The following is a 17,898-nucleotide window of genomic DNA, read 5'->3' on the forward strand; positions in this document are numbered from 1 at the left end:
GTTAGTGCTCCTTTCGCGAAAGCCAATCGAAGATGTGATTATAATTTTCGGGTGTCATGAATAGGACAGATCCGTGAATGGCTCCCGGAATAATTTCACATTGAATACGATGATCCTGTGTGATTCGTTGGGCTTTTACGGCGAATTCAACGGATTGTTGCATGGGGATGATTTCGTCACCACTACCGTGTTGAAGCAGCATTGGGGGCATAGTAGGTGTTAGATAATTGATGGGACTGGCTAACAACCCTTTAACACTAGGGTGGGCTAGTGAGTCACCGACAAATTGGGCGTCGAGGCTATCAGCGGTGTTGTGGAATGGAAATTCAGTATTTTCAGCCAACGGGGTCGCTGGGACATAGGTTTTATCGTGATCGCTGGCCCGCGGTGGTAGGAATTGTTGGATGAGTTGATTGCTAGCCAATTGGGTGTCGATTTGAGGAAAATCAGTAATTGGATACCAAGCTACGACGCGTTTGACCCATTGGGGTCGTTGAAGTCCGGCCATTAGGGCCAGGTAGCCGCCAGCACTGCCACCCCAGACAACAAGGTTAGTCGTGTTGAGTTGGAAGTCCGTGGCGTGATCGATCACAAAGCGCAGTGCATCTTGAATATCTTGGATAGTTTCCTCAAAATGAACTTGCGGAAGCATGCGATAGTTGATACTGACCGCTGCATAACCGCGGTTCAGGGCTTCCAGAACGACTGGACTACTTTCGCTTTCCCGTTTATCAAGGCTAATAAAGCCACCTCCATGAATAAAGAAAATGGTGGGATAGGTCTGAGTGGTCTGATCGGGTAGCCAAATGTCTAATTTCTGAGCCGGGTCATCACCATAAGCGACATCAAAATAGCCAGGTTGCTCAGGCTTAAGGCTAAGATCACCGGCTGCCCACATTCTTTTAGTCATTAGTCATTACCTCCAAATAAAATTTTCCGAGTGCTCAATGTTAATGTCATTGTTACGATAATCCAAATGATGAAGAGTAAAAGAATATTGCTAAAAGACACAGCGGTTGTTGATAGGAATGGGAAGATGCTAGGGTTATGTAGCCATTTGGCCGCAAGCAAAGTTCCTGTAATTGCAGTTCCTAGAGACATTGATGTGCTGAAGACGAGTCCGTAGATCCCGCTCCCAACCCCGACCTTGTCTGCAGGAAGTGCAGAGAACATCAAGGCCTGAACTTGTGGCGAGAAGAGCGCCATTCCACCGCTGAAAATACTAGAAGCAACGACTAGTACCCAGACACCTGATTCCAAGAAGGCGGCATCCATCAAGAGACCGATTAGAATTAAGGCTAATGAAATCAGAACGGTCCGTTCCAGTCCCCAAAGCTTGGCAATGTTGCTGGCAAATGTGGCAACTAGGATGGCGACGATGTAACTTGGGATAAGGATCTCGGATACTTGGAGTGGTTGCGTATGGTAGATGCTGGCACAGAGAAAGGAGAACATGAAGGGATAAGCAACCAGGAGACTGTTGACTAATCCTCCCAGAATAATGGCTAATGTGTAGCGTTTGTTTTTGAAAAAATCGAGGCTGACGAAGGCATTGGCATGATGACCGATGTAGAAGTAAAGGCCGATCAGAACGGCGATCGCCAATGCCAGAATGGTCCAAGAGTTTTGGTTAAAGAACAGGGACAACAAGAAAGTAAAGAGTGTCAGTAATGAGATTCCAAAAACATCTAGCTTCTGGGTTGCCAGCTTGGAATCTTCCGGGAGATACTTTAAGACGAAGTAGATGGTGACGACAGAAATCAAAGGGAAGATGAACAGGTAACGCCAGCCGATCCAACTTGTTAAAAATCCGCCTAAGAGAACTCCCAGTAGCTGAGCAGCATTGATACAGGCAGAATAGTAACCGAAGTAGCGATCGCTGGCCTCCTTGCTGAGGTAACGAACGGCGGTGACCAAGAGTAGGGCATTGGCACTTTGACCACCTAAAGTAGCTAAAGCACTGGCGATGATGACGAGCAACAGATTGTGGCTAAAGAAGAATCCTAGCAACAAGCCGGCAGTCATCAAGATCAGGCCGACAATCATTAAGCGACGGATACTGATATAGTCGGCTAAAGTTGCATAAACAATTCCGGCAACACCCATAGCCAGGGTGATGACGACCGTTTGCCAACTCATTGTCGCGGCATTGACATTGAAGTAATGGGCCAGGAGGGCTGGGATAATACTAAAAGCATTGAGTAGTGAAGAAGCACTAATCATGACCAGCATCATCCAAGGCAGGACCCGAGCCACTTTTCTTTCTGTATTCATTTCATTCACATCCGTTTCTGTATAGACAGATTATTTTGTACGTATAGAATATAACTCTTTATGAAACCGCTGTCAATGACAGTAAAAAAAAGACTCGATAAAATTCTCGAGTCTGCAGATGAAATTGAATTAATTGAGAGGGAGATTCAGGGTCATATTTACCCGTTCGACGGGGATGTAGTGCTTAGTGAAAACGAGAAGTTGATCTTGCTGATCGAAGAGCGATTCAAAGACGATGAGGTATTGATTTGATAGACTAGACAGCTTCTGCTGTTGAACACTCTCGGTGCCTGCACCAATTTTAAAGGTTAATTGGCGCCGTTGAACTAATTGGTAAATGTCGTGGGAGATAAAATTCTGCATCTGTTGCTGATTCTCGAGATCCAACTTGAACCTCTCAGCTGAGTCGATTAGCATCAGGGCATAAGAGTAGGCTACCCGGTCTTTCCCTGTCAGGTAGACGCGATCAAAATGAACGCCAGCTGGACTGTCACGGGCAAAAAGTTCTCGTGTGTAGGGATTGGAATAGGATAGACCCATGGCAAATTCCTCGGTTGTAATTGTCTCTTGGCAAATAGCTTGGATGGGATTCCCAGGACGTTCAATTCCCAAAGTCGGTAAGCGTGTGGCATCACTAACCATCGTGCCAGACCCTTTACGAGACACAACTTTACCGTCCTCTCGTAAAAGAGACAGTGCTTGGCGGAGGGTCATGCGGCTGACATTGAATTGCTTTGCGAGAGTTTCTTCTGGTGGGAGTTTAATCCCAGGTTTGAACTCGCCATTATCAATGGCTGCGAGAAGCTGATTGTAAATTAAAACATATTTAGGTAGTTGTTCTTGCTTGCTGGTCATCGCGTGGACTCCTTATTAGACATTGAATAATTAGTACATACAGCATAGCGCGATTATAAAATTCTGTCTAGGTTGTTTTTGTTCAGGTGAAACGTGAAGGGGTAGGTTGTAAAATGAAGATAGTGTTTTGATAAGAGAATTAAATGGATCTTTGAGGCAAACCTACCTATATCGTTTGGTCATTAGTCGATCTAGGTGATAACTTTTGGGGTGCTTTCGATTCAGGCGCCTGTTTACCTGGTCAGTTCTTGTTATCGTTAAAACAACGACCAATCTTAGCCGCAGGGTGGTTCTGTAGAGGCTCAGTGGTGTCGTTTCACTTGGTCGGGTTGGTTTACCCGGCCTAGTGAAAGCCCGAGTTTGAAGACCGTCGCGGTCCTAGCGAGGGTCTTCAAATCGTGGCCACGACGTTCCAGCCTCTACAGAACCGCCCGGAGGCGCGGTTTTAAACGTCCTTTGGTCTTGAGATTTTTTGATTCTGAGGTTCTAAGAACTAGGGGGAGCAAAAGGTGAGTTAGGAAGCGTTACTAATTAAGTCCCATCACCAGTTATCCAGTAAGTTATCGGGTATTATGAGGGCGGTAACTAGGTTCGTTTGTCAAGCTGACAGTGGATCTACATAGATTGACCACTTAGGTTAGAAAAGGTAAGTAGTTGGCAAAAAATCGGGATTCACGCGGATGCAGCGATCCAGTATGCTATATATGTAAGCGGTTACAAGTTGAGCGGATCAAAATATATGGGGGAGGGTTTCATTATGAGTAAGCTACAGATCTGGAAACAGCGTTTCTTCTATGGCGCGACGGATATGGCCGGTAACCTAATTTGGCAGATTGTTGGGCTGTATCTCTTGTTCTACTACACCACGGTCATGGGCATTTCACCAGCGTTCGTGGGGACATTGTTCCTAGTTGTTCGGTGTATTGACGCGTTTGACGGGGTGGTTTATGGGTTCTTGATTGACCACACCCACTCGAAGTACGGGAAGTCTCGGCCTTACTTCTTATGGTTTGGGATTCCACTGGGGATTTTGACGATTCTGCTATTCTTTAATCCATCATTCGGAGGCAATAAGGCCTTTCAATTAACCTGGATTGCCATCATCTACACCTTGTTCAGTCTGGTTTATTCTGGGGCTAACACGCCAATCACGGCCATTCTGCCAAGCTTGACGTCTGACCCAGATGAACGGACGAACTTAGCCAGTGCCCGGATGGTGATGACTAACATTGGGACGGCCGTTATCGGGGCAATTTCACTGCCAATGGTGGCGTTCCTGGGTGGTAAGAATGCCCAGCGTGGGTGGACTATTTGGGCCGCCATGATTGGGGTAGCTATCATGGTTCTGTTCTTCGGCGCCTTCGCTAATTTGAAGGAAAAGCCAATCGTGGAATCGAAGAACGAAGACGAAGCCATCAAGGGCCACTTGGGTGTTTGGGACTCCTTGAAGGGTGCCGCTAAGAACAAGCCTTGGGTCCTGTTGAGTCTGAGTTTTATCCTCTTACAAACCTTCTGGGTTATCCGGATGCAAACGGCGGTGTACTATTTAACCTACGTTTATCGTCGGACAGATATGATTGGGTTGTTTAATGGCTTAGTCATTGTGGCTGTCATTGGGAACCTGTCAGTACCATTCTTAAGTAAGATTATGCGTCATAAATATGTCATGATTGTGGCCATGATTACCTTCGCTATTGGGGAAGCCATCATGCCAATCGGACTGTTACACAAGAGTCTTTTCTTCCTCTTTGCGGGGAACATCATCGCGACGATCGCCATGGGGGCCGCCTTCTCAATCGCCTTCGTTATGATTGCCGACACCGTGGAATATGCGCGGACTGAGCTGCGGATTGATGAACCCGGGATTCTGTCCTCTGTCCCAATGGTTGGGGCTAAGTTAGGGATGGGATTCGGTGGTTTCTTAGCCGGCTGGATTCTTTCCTGGGGTGGCTTCAGTGCCGCTGCCAAGATTCAAGGGGCCAAGGCGGTGACTGCCATCAGTACCAGTTTCGTCTGGTTGCCAGTCATTCTGGCCTTGTGAATTGTGGTTATTCTGCACTTCTACAAGCTGGATGAAAATAAGGTTGCGGCGTTAAAGGCCGAACAAGAAAAGACCGAATTAGAACACGAAGAAGCTTAATAATTTTTGACCCGTCAGGGGATCTGGGGGAATCAGTGATCCATTGTCGGGTTATCTTATGAGAGGGGTAATCATCATGTTGAATGATACAACAACCAAGCAATCTCTGGGGTATGCGGACGAGTTACGCCGGTTAAAAAGCATGACGGCCACCTGTGTTGAGGATGGTGTGACCAAATGGATCAAGGACCGCGAGCCCTTGCATACATTTGAACCGTTAGTCTGGGAAACTGTGGCCTCAATCGAGGAAAATCCACAGTTACCGACCGACCTCTTTAGCCTCCGGCAGGGGACCGAAACCTCGGGACAGAAGGATTTAACCACCGTTGAGATGAAGGTGGAGATGCAACAGATCGTCGCCATGAATCGGCGGGTTCGGGTCATTCGCATCGCTCGAATGGACCATTTGACGGCGGATAAAGCCCTCATCTATTTCCACGGGGGCGCCTACTATGGCGGGACACCGGAAGACGTGCTGTTGGCCTTGAAATACGTGGCTGAACAAGCCAACTGTGTGGTCTACAACGTCGACTATGCTCTGGCACCGGAGCAACCGTATCCGGCAGGCATCTTGGACGGGCTGGCCGTAGTGGCTGCCATGACCAAGGACTATCGCCACATTTCATTAGGTGGAGACTCTGCCGGGGGCTCGATTGCCTTGGCCGTCAGTCAACTCTGCCACTCCATGGGCATCTGTACGATTGCATCGCACATGTTGTTCTATCCAACCGTGATTCAGGGGTCAGATCTGGACGGTGAATTGTGGGATGACAGTAGCATCGACATCGTGTCGGAACAACGGCATGCCTTGCATCGGAGCTACCAATTATTCGAACAACTCGATACCATTATGAGTGGGTACTACGTGGCGGATCAGCCGTTGGACCTGACGGCACCGCTCCTGTCACCACTCCTGGCTAACCCCCAGACGTTTAAGCACACGACCCTCTTAGTCGGGGAGTATGATCCATTCCGCTTGCAGGGTGAAGCTTTCATCCAGCAGGTTGGTCGGGCCAACGAAGACGCTAACTATTTCTGTTACGGTGGGATTAGCCATGCCTTCCTGAATTTCACGGGGAATGTCCCAGCCGTGCAAGATGCCTTGCGCTCAGCGGCTAAGTTGATCTAAGGTATAGGCAACATTGGGGGGAGATCAGTGTGAACTTACAAGATTATCATTTAACTTTACAAGACGTTTCCGACCAGCGACCAGAGTATCTGGAAACGATCTTTTCGTTGGGCAACGGCCACTTTGGCGTTCGGGCCAACGATCCCATTAACGGGAATCCAATTTCTGGGACGCTAATCAATGGGTTCTACGAGACCGCTCCCATCACCTATGGTGAGGCGGGCGTCGGCTATGCTCAGAAGCATCAGACGATTTTAAATTTGCCGGATCTCCGTCACATTCACGTGACGACCAACACCGGGCACCATTTTACCCGGAGTAAACGAACGGCAACCGATCTGGATCTGAGCAGTGGCAAATTGGTCGAGGACTACCTAACCAGTACTGAACAAGGGGAAACGGTCCGGATGACCGTCACCTCTGTCATGGGCCAGCAACGCTCAAATTTCTGGGCGATCGGCTACACCTTTGCGCCCGGCAATTATGCCGGTGGTCTACTCATTAGCAAGTCGATCGCGGTTCCGGCCGAGGTCGAAGCGATTGCTTCTGCCGACCCACGGAAGACACGGTTGGCCGGGGTGCCGATCTGTGAAACGACATTTCTAGCCGCCGATTTACAACGGTATCACGTGAAGACGCACAATACCAAACAGGCGGTGACCCTGTACCTGGGCTTACTCACGGCGCAAGCCAGCCTGTTGCAGCAGTCCGTCGATCTCAGTGACCGGCAACCGCACACGTTGGAATACGAAGTCTACGTGGGTGATATTAGCCGGCAGAACACGATTGACCCGTCGGCCATGTTCGTGCCAACCTCACTGGACGCCTTAACGGCGGACAGTCGGGACTTCTGGCAGGACGTTTGGCAGCGCAGTGAAGTGGCGGTAGAAGGCAACGATGAGTTGGACTTAGCGATTCACTACAATGTGTTCCAACTCAACCAAGCTGCCGGTCGAGACGGTCGGACGAATATTGCGGCCAAGGGCCTGAGCGGCTCGGGTTATGAAGGCCACTACTTCTGGGATACTGAGATGTACATGTTGCCGTACTTCATCTACACCAATCAACAGATGGCACGGCAACTGCTGGTTTATCGTTACCAAATCCTGCCAAAGGCGCGGGAGCGGGCTCATGCGTTGGGTGCCAACCAAGGGGCGTTATTTGCTTGGCGGACAATCAACGGGGAAGAGGCCTCGCCATACTTCCCAGCTGGCACCGCGCAGTACCACATCGACGCGGACATTGCCTATGCGGTGGGCAAGTACTATGAGATTACTCGGGACCTGGACTTCATTCTCCAGTGTGGGTTTGAAATGGTCCTGGAAACCGCTCGTTTCTGGGAGGACTTCGGCTCCTGGCAACAGGTTGGCACCGACTGTCGCTTTGAATTTCACACCGTGACCGGGCCTGACGAATACACGGCCCTGGTCAACAACAACTACTATACCAACCGGCTCGCCAAACATAATTTCCAGCTGGTCGTCGACCTAGCACGCGAGATTCAGAAGCGCTCACCAGGGAATCTCGAGACGTTCGGGGTCAGTGAATCCGATCTGGATGTCTACCAGAACCTGGCGGATCACGTTTACCTGCCATACAGCACCGATCTCAAGATTAATGAGCAGGATGACAGTTTTCTCGACAAGCCTCGTTGGCCGAAGGACCGGTCGACGCCGGACAACTTTCCACTCTTACTGCACTACCACCCACTGACGATCTACCGTTATCAGGTAGCCAAGCAGGCGGATACCTTGTTGGCGGAATACCTCTTCCCAGAGGATCTGACGACCGAGGAGTTGAAACGCGAATATCGGTATTACGAAGGCGTCACGACCCACGATTCTTCTCTGTCGCGGTCGATCTTCAGTATTCTCGCGGCTCGGATGGATGACCGGGAGAAGGCCTACAACTACTTCATGGATACCGCTAGAATGGACCTGGTCAACTTGCAAGGGAACACAGCGGATGGCTTACACCTGGCGAACCTGGGTGGCAGTTGGTTGGCGCTGGTGGCTGGTTTCTCTGGCTTCTACGTTCAAGACGAAGTGGTCCATTTCACCAATCATTTACCCAAGAACCTGAAACGACTGACCTACCGGATGAAGATTGCGGAGAGCGTCTTAGAGATCGATCTGACGGCGACGACGACCAACGTTACGGTCATCAGTGGTCCAATTCCGACGTATGGTGTCAGTGTTAATGGCAAACTCATTTCATTAGAAAAGGTCAGTTAAAGCGAAATACCCCTTACCCGGGGAACGGAGAGTCTCACGGGTAAGGGGTGTTTTTTGGTTTAGCTAATGAGTTTGAGACCGATCACGGCAGTCAAAATGACCGCGACCCACAGGAGTTTACGCCAATCTTTGGACTCGCCGAAGAAGAGCATGCCAGTGAGGACCCCACCAGCAGCGCCGATCCCGGTCCACACGGCGTAGGCCGTGCCCATTGGCAGGGTTTGTAGGGCAATATCTAGGGCGCCAAAGCTGAAGGTAAAGCCAATGACCATCAGGGTCCACAGCCACCAGGTGCGGCGGTGGATGGCCCAGTTCATGAAGGTGACACCGGACATTTCACAGAGCCCGGCGAAGATTAACCAGATCCAAGCCATCTCAGTTCGCCTCCTTAGTTGTCACCGTTTGTAGACCGCCGATCCCGACTAAGAGCAGGACCACCAGGGCGACCTTGGCCACGCTGATGGGTTCGTTAAAAGCCAGGATTCCCACTAGGGTCGTTCCCAATGTGCCGAGTCCGACGAAGACGGCGTAGGCCGTACCGGCTGGTAGGACCTCGCCAGCCTTAATGAGAAAGTAGAAGCTTAGATAGACCGCGGCGGCCGTCAGAACCCATTCCCACCAAGTGTCGGCGTGCTTGAAGCCTACGACCCAGCTAACCTCGAAGATGGCGCCAATAATGACGCGAAACCAATGCTTATTCATCATTTTCCTCCTATAAACTCAGAAAAAGCCTGAGAAATTCTGTCGTGACGACAAAATCTCCCAGGCTTTTTCCCTTCCGTGTCCGTGGGACCACCCACGGGTTTTCTCTCGGACCAGGCCTACTGACGTAGCGGAACCCTAGAAAACAAAGTATGCGATTTGATGCGGTAAGGCTAGATTAGCACGGATTTTGAGGGGGGTCAACCGCAATCGTGAGGGATAAGGAGCCTGAAAACGGGTCTTTTGTGAGGATAAAGTGACCTAATTCACGAAAAATGAAATCGATTGCATTTCGGTGGCAACTTGTTTTACTGGACTTTTCTGAAAATGTTGACGCGTGAAAACGCCTTCTCAAGCCTTGACCCGATGCTATACTGAAAACGATTTAAAAATGACTGGGTCAGTCATTCAGTGCTTAGCAATTGGTGCCGCGGGTCACGGTCCCCGGCAAAAATATGGAGGTAGCTATTATGCAACTTGGAAGTATTGAAGCCGGTGGAACAAAGTTTGTTTGTGCAATTGGTAACGAAGATTACCGCACGAACAACCGGGTCATCATTCCCACCACGACACCGGAAGAAACCTTGAGTCAGTGTATCGCTTATTTCAAACAATATCCTGATTTAAAGGCGATTGCCATTTCATCATTTGGTCCGATTGAATTACGACGCAACTCACCTAAATACGGGTATGTCACGGATACCCCTAAGCCGGGTTGGTCGAATACGGACTTCTTGGGTCGCTTGAAACAAGACCTGGATGTACCCATGTACTGGACAACCGATGTGAATGGGTCAGCTTACGGTGAATACGTGGTCTCCACGCTTTTCAACGAAAAGATTAATTCATTGGTTTACTTCACGATTGGGACTGGCGTGGGCGCCGGCGCTATCGTGGATGGCAAGTTTGTCGGGAGCATGGGTCACCCAGAGATGGGCCACGTTCGCGTCAAGCGCCACCCAGACGACTTGGACTTTGACGGCATTTGCCCCTTCCATGGGGACTGCCTCGAAGGCCTAGTCAGTGGACCAACGTTTGAAGCGCGGACTGGGAAGCATGGTCATGAAGTGCCATTGACCGATCACGTGTGGGACATCATGGCCTACTATGTGGCACAGGCTGCCTTACAGGAAACACTGATGCTTCGTCCCGACAAGATTGTCTTTGGCGGTGGCGTAGTCAGTCCAGAATTCTTGGTTAAGGTACGCGCCGAATTCGCTAAGTTACTGAATAATTACGTTGACGTGGGCAAGCTCGAAGATTACATCGTGATGCCTTCCGTTAAGGATAATGGCTCAGCCACGCTCGGGGACTTTGCCCTCGCGCTCAAAGAATACAACAAATGAACAGCACAAAGAGAGGAAGACTTATCTGATGAAAGCTTTAGTATTAACCGGAACTAAAAAAATGGAAATTCAAGACTTACCAACGCCCGAAGTTAAACCTAACGAGGTTTTAGTAAACACTGCCTACGCTGGTATCTGTGGGACTGACCGTGCACTTTATGCCGGCCTTCCTGGTTCAGCCGATGCTGTGCCACCAATCGTTTTGGGTCACGAAAACTCAGGGATCGTTGCTGCTATCGGTAGCGAAGTGACCAACGTTAAAGTTGGCGACCGCGTGACCGTTGACCCTAACATCTACTGTGGCGAATGTGAATACTGCCGGACTGATCGTCCAGAACTCTGTGACAACTTATCCGCTGTTGGGGTAACGCGTGACGGTGGTTTGGAAAAGTCCTTCACCGCACCAGCATCCGTTGTTTATCCATTGCCTGACAGCGTTTCGTTGAAGGCCGCTGCCACGACGGAACCAATCTCATGTGCAGTCCACGGGGTAAAATTATTGGACTTAACACCATACCAAAAAGCTTTGGTCATCGGAGACGGCTTCATGGGACAGATTGTCGTGCAATTATTACAAGCTTACGGTGTTCACCAAGTGGACTTTGCCGGCTTGAACGATAAGAAGTTAGCCTTTAACAAGGAAAAGTTTGGCGTTACCAACACTTACAACACGAAGCATGACAGCATTCCTGCCGACTACGACGTGGTTATCGAAGCCGTTGGTTTACCACAAACCCAAGAAGAAGCCGTGGAAGCAACCAAGAAGGGTGCTCAGGTCTTGATGTTTGGTGTTGGGAAGCCTAACCAAACCTTCTCTATGAACACTTACGAAGTTTACCAAAAGCAATTGAAGATTCAGGGTGCCTTCATCAACCCTTACGCCTTCGAAGATGCTATTGCGCTGTTAGCTAGCGGCCAATTGGATGTTGAATCCTTAATCAGCCACGAAGTTAGCTTGGAACAAGTGGAAGACGTCTTGAACGGTAAGGTTGATGGCGTCAGCAAGGCTGTTGTTAAGGTCAGTGACTAGTAAAGGATAGGGATAATTGTGAAAGTTGAACCGACAACTGATTTAAACGCTGGAGCGGCAACCTTGGATGCCTCTAATGGTCGGACGATCTCGATGGGTAAAGCCATTGCCTACTTCGCGTTATCACTGGTGATCAACTCTGCCGGAAACGTGCTGACGTTGGTGACGAGTGCTAAGATTCACCCGTCGTTCTTAGGAGCGGCGTACTGGTCCGCGGCGGAAGCCAACCTTGGAACGGCCTTCCATTGGAACCTGTTCTGGGCATTTCTCATCATGGGTTTTCTGACATCCGTGTTAAATGCCGTCCTGATTCGTCATTGGGATTGGAAACGGATTGCTGGGAACATGATCTTCATGGTGCCATTCTCCGCCTTGATTCAGGTGTTTGAAGATTTCTTCAACGGCAAGTATCCCGCCTTGTTTGCGGGTCTACCAGAAGCCCGGTCCATGGGGATGATTATTCTCTACATCTTCCTGAACTTCTTGGGAGTGGCCTTCATTGCGGTGGCCATCTCCATCTACCAACGGGTCAACCTGGTCTTGCATCCAGCCGATGATTTGATGCAAATTCTCCGTTTCCGTTACTTCAAGGGGAACGCTGCCAAAGCGATGTGGGCATCATACATTCCACCTACCATTATGGCCATCGTGGCCCTCTTGGTTACGCGGTCATTTACGAACTTTGGGTTGGGAACCATCTTTGCCTTCTTGGCACAAGGTGGCATTACCGGGATTGCCGATAAGGTGATCTTCCCAAGATTGAAGCATCAGGCCGTGGATGTCGGTAAGTAGAGTGGTGGCACGGGCGGTTAGTCAGTGAGCATTAACGTCGCTAAGCCGATAATCCTGATCTATGGATTATTGGCTTAGCGGGGTTAAGCGGAGCTGACTGCCCGGGACAGCACGTTTCCGCCAAGTAACCAGCAACAGCAAGAAAAAAGGAGCAAAAAACTATGTCAGTTAGTGACTTCATCACTGGAATCCAACACGTTGGGATTCCTTCAGCAGATTTAGACAAGACCATTGCGTTTTACGAATCCCTAGGCTTTGAACAAGCCGGTTTATTCCCTAATGGGGAAAACCGTTGTGCATTCATGCGGCTGGGCAACCTGACCATCGAAACCTGGGAAGGCGATCCAACCAACCCAGAAGCCGGTGCGATTAACCACATCTCATTAAACACGACCGACGTCGACCAAGCCTTCGCTGCTGCCAAGGCTCAAGGTTTGACGATGGTTAACGACGAAATTCAATCCATTCCATCTTTTTGGAAGAAGGGTATCCGGTTCTTTAACATCCTCGGACCGAACCATGAAACGATTGAATTCTGCCAGATTCTAGATTAAAAAGGGACGACGGAAGGCGATTGTGCGGAATTGACGGCCTTCTGTCCGACGTTTTGAAAAATTAAATCTAGTGAAAAGCTCCCTACCGTCACTGTGATAACGGTAGGGAGCTTTTGTCATTGGTTTTAAGTTAGGGCCGTGTTGCCCGCGGAATAATGGTCGCCGTGAGCCGCACCTCTTGCGGAATCTGATGCGGATTCTGAATCTTAGCGATCAGGTGATTTACGGCAATCTCGCCAAGCTTGGTGATGGGTTGTTGAGCGGTGACAATTGGCTTTTCCAGGAAGTCAAACCAATCGCTATCGTCGAAGCCCCCCAGTTGAAAGTCCGGCGCGTCAAGGGTATTTAGTCGGGTCAGAACGGCCCGCATGATGGTATTGTCCGCCGCGAAAAGGCCGTCACACTTCTGGTTGATCAAGAGCTGACGCGTCATCTGGCCGACATTGCTGTTGTCGGTACGAGCGACGGCCTCGATGGCGGGATCGGTGGGGAGGCTGGCCGCAGCCAGTGCCTCATGATAGCCGCGAAGCCGCTCGTCAGCGGTGGCGGGGACGGCACTGTTAATGATGCCAATCCGGCGAGCCCCTTGGTTGATGAGTTGGGCGACGACGGCTTGGGTTCCTTGAACATTGTCGACGAGGACACGGTCGTATTCCGGCGCCGTGCCAGCCGGTGGCATGCGATCCACGAAGACGGCCGGCGTGTTGCCTAGGATGTCGGTGTAGTTGGTGGCTTCACCGGCGCTGGCAATCAGGAGGCCATCGACCTGTTTTTCCAGCATCAGATTGAGCGCCTTGGTTTCCTTTTCCAGACTTTCATCGGTGTTGACGATCAGAACGTCATAGCCGGATTTTGCGGCCTGGTCCTCAATAGCTCGGCTCAGGTTGGTGAAGAAGCCGTTGAGAATATCGGGAATGATCATGCCCAGCGTATGGGTCTGTTGGACCCGAATGCTGCGGGCCAGCCCATTGGGGTGGTATCCAAGATTACGTGCAATGTTTTGAATTTTTTGGCGGGTGTCGCGCTTCACCTGGGGGCTATCATTGAGGGCCCGAGAGACGGTGGCTTCGGAGACACCGGCCTGTTTGGCAACATCTTTAATTGTAATCTTACCGGACATGTCAGTTCCTTCTTTTCTGAAATGGAATAGGGTACAAAAAGACCGTTGAACGGGCATCTAAGCCCATAAACCTAAACAGCGGATAAACAGTATACCTGATGATTGTATATTCAGCGTAGCGGTTAGGGGGGTGGTCGTCAACTAATTCTGCTTAGAAGTGAAAAAGGGGTTGCATTTTTAGGGGGAGAAATGCTAAAATTAATTCCTGTTGGGTCAGTAATGACCGAATTCTTGGGCTATAGCCAAGTGGTAAGGCAACAGGTTTTGATCCTGTCATGCGCTGGTTCGAACCCAGCTAGCCCAATCAGAGGTTTAACAGAGACTGCCAGTCGGTTTGTGACTGACAGTTTTTTTGTGCCATTTTTCAGCAGAACCCGATCAAATGAGTTGGCAAGGCGGGGAGCGCTGGGGTATGGTTAACACAATAACAGTGAACGAAGGGAAAAGGTGATCAGCAGTGACAAGCCGCGAGCAGCAGATTCTGGAATGGATCAAGCAGAATCCCATGATTACGCAAAATGAGCTAGCAGAGTTGGCCGGCATCACCCGGTCCGGCGTGGCAGCTCATATCTCGAACCTGGTCAAGAAGGGTTACATCCAGGGAAAGGGGTACGTCATCACACCACCGAAGTACGTCACGGTGGTTGGCGGAATTAATATGGATATTCTGGGCGTCTCCGGCACCACGGTGACCAACCAGAGTTCCTACTCCGGAAAAATCTACACCAAGCTGGGGGGCGTCGGTCGAAACGTGGCGGTCAACCTCAGTAAGCTAGGCGTTAAGCCCTACTTTATCGCGGCCTATGGCGACGATCGCAACGGCGAAATCTTTAAAGAAGACGCCTTGGCTAATCAAATTGATATCAGCCATGCCAAACAGATTACCAATGAACCCACGTCGATGTACCTCTTCGTCAATCAGCCGCAAGGGGACCGGATTGTTGGGATCGACGACATGGACATCAACAACTACATCACCCCGGACTACCTCATGGGACACGAGCAAACCCTCAACAATTCTGACCTGGTGATCATCGATTCCAACCTCCCCAAGCGCAGCATCAAGTGGCTATACAATCACGTGACGGTGCCGTTATTTGCCAAGGCGGTGGGGATTAACAAGATGATGAACCTCTACGACGGCATCGATCGGCTAGATACGTTGGTCATCAATGCCTTAGAGGCCACCCTGCTGACGAAGATTACGATTCGTGACGAGGTCACGGCGCGTCAGGCCGCCACCGATCTGATTGGTCGGGGCGTTACCAATGTCTTTATCTATATTGACGAGGTGGGGATCCTTTACCAGAACGCGGATCAAGCGGTTTTCTTCCCTGATACCGAGCAGGATGCCCGCAATACAAATGGCGCTGGGGCGTCGGCTGTGGCCGCTTTAGCCTGGGCCCGGTTACATCACCAGGATTTCCTGCAAACGGCGAAGGCGGGCGTGGCAGCCACCTATATCACTACCGAGGCGGACGACGCGGTCAATGACAGAATGAGTGCGGTGATGCTTCAGCATCGGCAACAAGCCCTCGACGACTAGGGGTGGTGGTGCCGCCCGTGGCGTTTGGGGGACGCCAGCCTGTGGGAAACGGCTGAAGCCAAAGGGCGGTCTTCAGCCTCGTCTTTAAGCCCCAAAATCAGGGTCTTAAAGGCGTTCCGTGCTGTAGGGCCGGTGAGTCGCCGGCCTAACACCACCGACACGGGCTTCTGCCCCCAAACATCACGTGCTGTGACTAGTCACCCATGTTTTTAGTAAGTGTATTTACCATTACATTGACGCATTAAATAGAACTTATAGCGAAGTGAGATCAAATTCCAAAAATTTGATCTCACTTTTTTTGCTTGTGAAAAAGTAAATTAGAGGGAGAGCCAATCACCAGATTAACAACGATTTTTATAATGAGATCAGGTGAGCAAACTAGCCCAAAATACTGCAACCGCTTACGATCCTATTGACAAAGGACTCCGGAGATTATATTCTGTAATTGTCAAATGATTACTCAGATAAACATTTGTTTATAGTTCCAGCCCTGAAGGAGGCAATGGAAATGGATAGCCAGAATTTGAAACAGCAATCAGGCTACGTCGTCGTAGTTGGTGGTATGAACATGGACATCTTCGGGATGCCTAGTCAAAAGGTCATTCAGCGTGATTCCAACATTGGTAAAGTTGGGATGGCTGTCGGTGGTGTGGGTCAAAACATCGCCCAGAACCTGGCTCATTTGGAAGTCCCTACCCATCTCATTACGGTGTATGGTGATGACTACAATGGTCACTTGCTAGCGAAGTCTTGTGAAGAAAACCACATCATGTTGGACCAGGCTGAATTGGTCAAAGGGTCCCGTTCTTCAACTTACATGTACATCACCGATGAAACGGGTGACATGCTGGTTGGTGTGAATGACATGGCTATCTGTGAACAGATTACGCCAGAATTTCTGGCTAAGCGCCTCGACTTCATTAACAACGCGACTATCTGTCTGATTGATGCCAACATTTCGCAAGAAGCCATCGATTGGTTGGGAGACAACGTGACAGTGCCACTCTTTGGGGACACGGTTTCCGTTGTGAAGGCGCCACACTTTGCCCACATCTTGGGTAAGATGGACACCTTGAAGCCTAACGCTTTGGAAGCTTCACTGCTCAGTGGCGTTGAAATTACCGACACCGCTTCCGCAGAAAAGGCCGCTCAGGTTCTCTTGGACACGGGGATGAAGAACATCTACATCTCATTAGGTGCCGACGGAATCCTTTGTGCCAACCATGAAGGCATGGTTCACGTGCCAATCTTCAAGACCGACATCGTCAACGCCAATGGTGCTGGGGACTGTGGGATGGCTGCGATTACCTGGAGCCACTTCTTAGACCCTAACCGGTCATTGGAAGAAACAGGTAAGATCGCCCAAGCTGCATCGAGCATCGCCCTTGAAAGCACCAAATCAGTGCCAGATATCACACCAGAATTAGTGGACCAGAAGCTGGCAACTTTAACAACTTCAAAATAAGAGGAGAGAGCAATTTATGATTAAGCAAATTTATTCTTTGATTCAGTACGACGAATCCGTTAAAACTATGGAAGCTGGGGCCGACAACATCGGACTCGTTCCTATGCAACATGGTGGTGTTCCTGCTCACCGTGTTCCCTTAGACCGTGTTGACAAGATCTTCGCCGAAGCTAAGCGCCGTGGGGTTACCTCCGTTGCGATCATGCTGACGAACGACCCTGAAGAAATGTTACAACTTGCCGAACGCATCCAACCAGACATCTTGCACATTGCCGGTGACGGTTACGCCGCAGATGCTGAATTTGCTAAGCGTTTGAAGAAGGTTGCGCCTCACACCGAACTCATGCAAGCCGTTCTGGTTGATGGCGAAGGTGCCATCGCTCGTGCCAAGTCTTTCGCCCCATTCGTTGACTACATCCTGTTAGATTCTGGTTTAGCACCAGATACTGGGATCGGTGCCAGTGGTGTGACCCATGACTGGAACATTGACGCTAAGATCGTTAAGGAAGTTAACGTACCAGTTATCGAAGCCGGTGGTATGGGACCTGACAACGTTGCCGAAGCCATTGAAAAGATTCGCCCATACGGCGTCGACTCATTGACCAAGACCAGTATCAAGTACGAAGGCGGAAACATGGAAAAGGATATCCCAAAGGTCAAGGCATTCTGTGAAGCCGCAGATGCTGCCGCTAAGAAGTTAGGTCTTTAATC

16 protein-coding genes, 1 tRNA gene and 1 riboswitch are annotated in these 17,898 nt (G+C 50.0%); of the genes, 11 read left to right on the forward strand and 6 right to left on the reverse strand.

The features are described from left to right. Position 1: 1 nt before the first annotated feature. The 3 genes from IV54_RS01975 to IV54_RS01985 all read right to left on the reverse strand — a co-directional run bounded on the left by IV54_RS01975 (position 2) and on the right by IV54_RS01985 (position 3,129). On the reverse strand, positions 2–910 hold the full coding sequence (locus tag IV54_RS01975) for an alpha/beta hydrolase (protein ID WP_057877725.1): 909 nt from the start codon (positions 908–910) through the stop codon (positions 2–4). Continuing rightward, entirely contained in the window at positions 910–2,274 is a 1,365-nt protein-coding gene (locus IV54_RS01980) for an MFS transporter (protein WP_057877726.1), read from the reverse strand. The genes IV54_RS01975 and IV54_RS01980 overlap by 1 nt, the downstream gene beginning before the upstream one ends. 129 nt (positions 2,275–2,403) lie before the next feature. Then, complete coding sequence (locus IV54_RS01985; protein ID WP_057877727.1) at positions 2,404–3,129, reverse strand: GntR family transcriptional regulator; 726 nt, start codon at positions 3,127–3,129, stop codon at positions 2,404–2,406. 757 nt (positions 3,130–3,886) lie between these two features. Between IV54_RS01985 and IV54_RS01990 the strand changes: the two genes are divergently transcribed. The 3 genes from IV54_RS01990 to IV54_RS02000 all read left to right on the forward strand — a co-directional run bounded on the left by IV54_RS01990 (position 3,887) and on the right by IV54_RS02000 (position 8,632). Then, entirely contained in the window at positions 3,887–5,170 is a 1,284-nt protein-coding gene (locus IV54_RS01990; RefSeq protein ID WP_237756648.1) for an MFS transporter, read from the forward strand. 175 nt (positions 5,171–5,345) lie between these two features. Beyond that, positions 5,346–6,398, forward strand: a complete 1,053-nt coding sequence (locus IV54_RS01995; protein WP_057877728.1) for an alpha/beta hydrolase fold domain-containing protein — start codon at positions 5,346–5,348, stop codon at positions 6,396–6,398. 29 nt (positions 6,399–6,427) lie between these two features. Continuing rightward, positions 6,428–8,632 (forward strand): glycoside hydrolase family 65 protein, encoded by a 2,205-nt coding sequence (locus IV54_RS02000; RefSeq protein ID WP_057877729.1) that lies wholly within the window; start codon positions 6,428–6,430, stop codon positions 8,630–8,632. A 59-nt stretch (positions 8,633–8,691) separates the two neighbouring features. On the opposite strand, the gene IV54_RS02005 is transcribed toward IV54_RS02000, so the two are convergent. Next, entirely contained in the window at positions 8,692–9,006 is a 315-nt protein-coding gene (locus IV54_RS02005) for a DMT family transporter (RefSeq protein WP_057877730.1), read from the reverse strand. Position 9,007: 1 nt separating this feature from the next. Next, a complete protein-coding gene (locus IV54_RS02010) occupies positions 9,008–9,334 on the reverse strand; it encodes a DMT family transporter (protein ID WP_057877731.1) in 327 nt (108 codons plus the stop codon). A gap of 55 nt (positions 9,335–9,389) precedes the next feature. After that, positions 9,390–9,487: riboswitch (guanidine-I (ykkC/yxkD leader) on the reverse strand. Positions 9,488–9,804: 317 nt separating this feature from the next. Here IV54_RS02010 and scrK point away from each other — a divergent pair. The 4 genes from scrK to IV54_RS02030 all read left to right on the forward strand — a co-directional run bounded on the left by scrK (position 9,805) and on the right by IV54_RS02030 (position 13,056). Then, positions 9,805–10,680, forward strand: coding sequence for a fructokinase ScrK (scrK, locus tag IV54_RS02015; RefSeq protein WP_057877732.1), 876 nt, complete (start codon positions 9,805–9,807; stop codon positions 10,678–10,680). 28 nt (positions 10,681–10,708) lie between these two features. Continuing rightward, positions 10,709–11,710 (forward strand): zinc-dependent alcohol dehydrogenase family protein, encoded by a 1,002-nt coding sequence (locus IV54_RS02020; protein ID WP_057877733.1) that lies wholly within the window; start codon positions 10,709–10,711, stop codon positions 11,708–11,710. A 93-nt stretch (positions 11,711–11,803) separates the two neighbouring features. Next, positions 11,804–12,502: a DUF6198 family protein gene (locus IV54_RS02025; protein ID WP_237756649.1), complete on the forward strand. Its 699-nt coding sequence runs from the start codon at positions 11,804–11,806 to the stop codon at positions 12,500–12,502. A gap of 161 nt (positions 12,503–12,663) precedes the next feature. Then, positions 12,664–13,056 carry a VOC family protein gene (locus IV54_RS02030; RefSeq protein ID WP_057877735.1) on the forward strand — a complete coding sequence of 131 codons (393 nt, stop codon included), beginning with the start codon at positions 12,664–12,666 and terminating at the stop codon, positions 13,054–13,056. A gap of 130 nt (positions 13,057–13,186) precedes the next feature. On the opposite strand, the gene IV54_RS02035 is transcribed toward IV54_RS02030, so the two are convergent. Continuing rightward, positions 13,187–14,176, reverse strand: a complete 990-nt coding sequence (locus tag IV54_RS02035; RefSeq protein WP_057877736.1) for a LacI family DNA-binding transcriptional regulator — start codon at positions 14,174–14,176, stop codon at positions 13,187–13,189. Between the two features lie 232 nt (positions 14,177–14,408). On the opposite strand from IV54_RS02035, the gene IV54_RS02040 reads away from it, so the two are divergent. The 4 genes from IV54_RS02040 to IV54_RS02055 all read left to right on the forward strand — a co-directional run bounded on the left by IV54_RS02040 (position 14,409) and on the right by IV54_RS02055 (position 17,896). Then, positions 14,409–14,480, forward strand: a tRNA-Gln gene (locus tag IV54_RS02040). Between the two features lie 153 nt (positions 14,481–14,633). After that, positions 14,634–15,722, forward strand: a complete 1,089-nt coding sequence (locus tag IV54_RS02045; RefSeq protein WP_057877737.1) for a PfkB family carbohydrate kinase — start codon at positions 14,634–14,636, stop codon at positions 15,720–15,722. 508 nt (positions 15,723–16,230) lie between these two features. Continuing rightward, positions 16,231–17,187: a PfkB family carbohydrate kinase gene (locus IV54_RS02050; protein WP_057877738.1), complete on the forward strand. Its 957-nt coding sequence runs from the start codon at positions 16,231–16,233 to the stop codon at positions 17,185–17,187. A gap of 16 nt (positions 17,188–17,203) precedes the next feature. Continuing rightward, a complete protein-coding gene (locus IV54_RS02055; protein WP_057877739.1) occupies positions 17,204–17,896 on the forward strand; it encodes a phosphoribosylanthranilate isomerase in 693 nt (230 codons plus the stop codon). The last annotated feature ends 2 nt before the right edge of the window (positions 17,897–17,898 follow it).

The organism is Levilactobacillus paucivorans (genome assembly GCF_001437125.1).
Taxonomy (GTDB): Bacteria; Bacillota; Bacilli; order Lactobacillales; family Lactobacillaceae; genus Levilactobacillus; species Levilactobacillus paucivorans.

Bases quoted from the DNA above. Each gene is read 5' to 3' on its own strand.
- IV54_RS02010 (WP_057877731.1), bottom strand. From the start codon at position 9,334: ATGAATAAGCATTGGTTTCGCGTCATTATTGGCGCCATCTTCGAGGTT.
- scrK (WP_057877732.1), top strand. From the start codon at position 9,805: ATGCAACTTGGAAGTATTGAAGCCGGTGGAACAAAGTTTGTTTGTGCA.
- IV54_RS02030 (WP_057877735.1), top strand. From the start codon at position 12,664: ATGTCAGTTAGTGACTTCATCACTGGAATCCAACACGTTGGGATTCCT.
- IV54_RS01980 (WP_057877726.1), bottom strand. From the start codon at position 2,274: ATGAATACAGAAAGAAAAGTGGCTCGGGTCCTGCCTTGGATGATGCTG.
- IV54_RS01990 (WP_237756648.1), top strand. From the start codon at position 3,887: ATGAGTAAGCTACAGATCTGGAAACAGCGTTTCTTCTATGGCGCGACG.
- IV54_RS01975 (WP_057877725.1), bottom strand. From the start codon at position 910: ATGACTAAAAGAATGTGGGCAGCCGGTGATCTTAGCCTTAAGCCTGAG.
- IV54_RS01985 (WP_057877727.1), bottom strand. From the start codon at position 3,129: ATGACCAGCAAGCAAGAACAACTACCTAAATATGTTTTAATTTACAAT.
- IV54_RS02055 (WP_057877739.1), top strand. From the start codon at position 17,204: ATGATTAAGCAAATTTATTCTTTGATTCAGTACGACGAATCCGTTAAA.
- IV54_RS01995 (WP_057877728.1), top strand. From the start codon at position 5,346: ATGTTGAATGATACAACAACCAAGCAATCTCTGGGGTATGCGGACGAG.
- IV54_RS02035 (WP_057877736.1), bottom strand. From the start codon at position 14,176: ATGTCCGGTAAGATTACAATTAAAGATGTTGCCAAACAGGCCGGTGTC.
- IV54_RS02005 (WP_057877730.1), bottom strand. From the start codon at position 9,006: ATGGCTTGGATCTGGTTAATCTTCGCCGGGCTCTGTGAAATGTCCGGT.
- IV54_RS02020 (WP_057877733.1), top strand. From the start codon at position 10,709: ATGAAAGCTTTAGTATTAACCGGAACTAAAAAAATGGAAATTCAAGAC.
- IV54_RS02025 (WP_237756649.1), top strand. From the start codon at position 11,804: ATGGGTAAAGCCATTGCCTACTTCGCGTTATCACTGGTGATCAACTCT.
- IV54_RS02050 (WP_057877738.1), top strand. From the start codon at position 16,231: ATGGATAGCCAGAATTTGAAACAGCAATCAGGCTACGTCGTCGTAGTT.